Origin of the sequence: Paraclostridium benzoelyticum (assembly GCF_001006285.1) — a bacterium.
GTDB classification, from domain to species: domain Bacteria; phylum Bacillota; class Clostridia; order Peptostreptococcales; family Peptostreptococcaceae; genus Paraclostridium; species Paraclostridium benzoelyticum.
Genome location: NZ_LBBT01000257.1, coordinates 1 through 2,145 on the forward strand (window position 1 = coordinate 1; position 2,145 = coordinate 2,145).

The following is a 2,145-nucleotide window of genomic DNA, read 5'->3' on the forward strand; positions in this document are numbered from 1 at the left end:
ATTTTAATATATTTTATTGTAAAATTATGTAAAAAATTAATTAAACATTGTTATATATGGTGATATTATATAATTAGAGACTAATAAATATGGGGAGGGGTTTTAATTATGGAACAAAAGGTAAAACATCCAATGGGTCTTTGGTTAGCAAATATATCTATTGCTCTTCAAAGTTATGCAGGTTATGCAGTGTCATCCATACTAATATTATTTTTCACAGCAGATATTAGTCAAAATGGATTAGGTTTAAGCGTAGCGAAAGCAACTGCAATTATAGGTTTATATCAAGGAATAAACTATATGGGTTCTTTAATAGGTGGATATATATCAGATAAGTGGATTGGAATACAAAAATCACTTATACTAGGATCTTTTATTACTGCATGTGGATATATTCTTTTATTTTTTGCAAAGCCAAATATGGCAAGCGTATGGTCCGGATTAATAGTATTAGTAATAGCAGGTGCATTTTTTAAGGGGCAAATAAGTTCACTTGTAGGTACTTTATATGATCAAGATGAGCTATCAAAAAAAGATGCTGCTTACAGTATTTTTTATATGTTTATAAATATAGGTTCTTTCTTTGGTCCTATTATAGCTGGTTTTATATCAGATAAATGGTTTGCCAAATTAACATCTGATGGAGAAATAGCAGCATATGGATATAAATATATTTTTTTAATGGCAGCTATAGCAATGTTTATTGTTTGCTTTTTGCTTATAGTCCTATCTCCAAAATGGTTAGGTGAAAAAGGTAAATATCCAGTTTATGAGAAAGAAAACAAATCTAATAAAAAAAGTGCACATAATGCTCTTACTCAAGTTGAAAAAAACAGATTAAAAGCAATGGGTGTTTTATTTGTATTTGTTGTTTTATTTTGGACTGCATGGTATCAAACATCAACATCTTTTACATTATTATCGAATGAGTTAGTAAATAGAAATTTAGGAAGTTTCGTAATTCCTGTTCCATGGTTAACATCTTTCAATGGAATATTGTGTGTCGTATTGTCCCCTATACTAGGTAGTATATGGATTAAACTATCTAAATCAAAGCACGGAGACTTATCTATTCCTTCTAAAATGGGGCTAGGAATGCTTCTTACAGCTGCAGCATTTATTACAGTAATATTAGGTATAAAAACTTTAGGTGGAGTATTTGATGGAAGTAAACAAATGAATATACTATTTATTCTTTTAGCTTATTTCTTATTAACTGTTGGAGAATTATGCATATCTCCTATTGGAATGGCTATGTTTAATAAACTAGCTCCACAAAAATATAGCTCACTTGCAATGGGAGCATGGTATATGAGTTTCTTTTTCTCAAACTTAATTTCAGGTAAAGTTGCTGGTTTCACAGAAACTATGGGATATACTAAGATATTCGTTTTAATCACTATTGTAGTAAGCGTTTTTGGAGTATTATTGATCCTAATGAGAAAAAAATTAACAGCATTAATGGGTTTAGAGAAATTTAATGCAAATGTATAATTATACAATTATTCAGATGTAGCTACAAAAAAATTAGATTAATTTTATATATTAAAAAGGAGCATTTAAATGCTCCTTTCTTCATATCTGTAATGAAAATAATTTATTCTGGAACTATAACTACAGTACACTTAGATTTTTTAACTACATATAAAGTTACAGACCCTATTGAGTCTATAAAGTTTTTCTTAGTTGATTTAGTCATAACAATTAAATCAAATTTGCCATCTATTGACTTTTCTATAATCTCTTGCCCTGCATCACCTATAGTATAATAAGTTTTTACTTCATAACCTTGTAGCTTACCTTTTAAACGGTTTAACATACTCTTTATTTCTTTTTCAGATTCTTTTACTTTCATATCTATAATCATTGGATTTATTAAATTAGTTAAAACAACATCATTTACACACATCAAGGTTATCTTAACCTTTTCTTTTGAAAACTCATTTAATATAAAATCTAAGGATTTTTGACTTCTATCACTACCATCAATAGGGACTAAAATGCTTCGCATATAATCACATCCTTTTATTTTAATTTTATCATATATAAATGTTAAATTGAATAAATTAACTCATTAATTTTAATATAATAAAATACATATTTACTAATTTAATTATCTATCAAAAGTTCAAATTCTAACAGCTT

At 27.5% G+C, this 2,145-nt stretch carries 2 protein-coding genes; one reads left to right on the plus strand and one right to left on the minus strand.

The window, feature by feature from the left end:
* The first annotated feature begins 108 nt into the window (after window positions 1–108).
* Window positions 109–1,494, plus strand: a complete 1,386-nt coding sequence (locus tag VN21_RS13330; RefSeq protein WP_226896711.1) for a peptide MFS transporter — start codon at window positions 109–111, stop codon at window positions 1,492–1,494.
* A gap of 103 nt (window positions 1,495–1,597) precedes the next feature.
* Here the strand turns inward: VN21_RS13330 and VN21_RS13335 are convergent, their stop codons facing one another.
* The gene (locus VN21_RS13335) at window positions 1,598–2,011 is read right to left on the minus strand and encodes a universal stress protein (RefSeq protein ID WP_046823686.1); all 414 of its coding nucleotides are present in this window, start codon (window positions 2,009–2,011) and stop codon (window positions 1,598–1,600) included.
* Window positions 2,012–2,145 lie beyond the last annotated feature (134 nt).